This window comes from Actinomyces sp. S6-Spd3 (assembly GCF_000758755.1).
Classification (GTDB): domain Bacteria; phylum Actinomycetota; class Actinomycetes; order Actinomycetales; family Actinomycetaceae; genus Pauljensenia.
On record NZ_JRMV01000055.1, the window covers coordinates 1 to 520 of the forward strand.

1 protein-coding gene is annotated in these 520 nt (G+C 57.9%); it reads left to right on the top strand.

Annotated elements, in window-relative coordinates:
- The coding region (locus HMPREF1627_RS00385) for a GNAT family N-acetyltransferase (RefSeq protein ID WP_034499972.1) at nucleotides 1–377 on the top strand (377 nt) is incomplete at its 5' end.
- Nucleotides 378–520 lie beyond the last annotated feature (143 nt).

Sequence of the window (520 nt, forward strand, 5' to 3'; positions counted from 1 at the left end):
CTCATGAGTCATGGGCCGTGGTCGAGGAAGACACGCTTGTTGGCCTCGTGTGCGTATCCGTCGACGAGGAAAACCTGAACGGTTGGTTTTGGTACTGGATGGCAGAGGATGCCCGCGGTCGCGGGTGGATGAGCCGGGCCGCCGCGACGGTTGCTAACTGGGCTCTGACAACGCGCGGTCTGGAGCGTCTCGAGCTGGGCCACCGGGTGAATAACCCCGCATCAGGCGCGGTGGCTCGTAGAGCGGGTTTTATTAAAGAGGGAACGGAGCGCCAGAAGTTCCTCATTGGTGGGCAGCGGATTGACGTTGACACGTATGGGCGGCTCGCTTCTGATCCGCAACCACCAATTAACGGCTTGGTTCTGCTTGAGGATTAGGCCCTGTCAGGGCCCGTCCACACCATCCTTGTAACAGGGTTCGTACACATCCCGGCTGGTCCAAGTGGCTTTTCAAGGCAAAGCTAGGCATGGTGATCTATGTGAAGAAAGCAAAACCCGGCGATGTCCTCGTGCTATTTTTA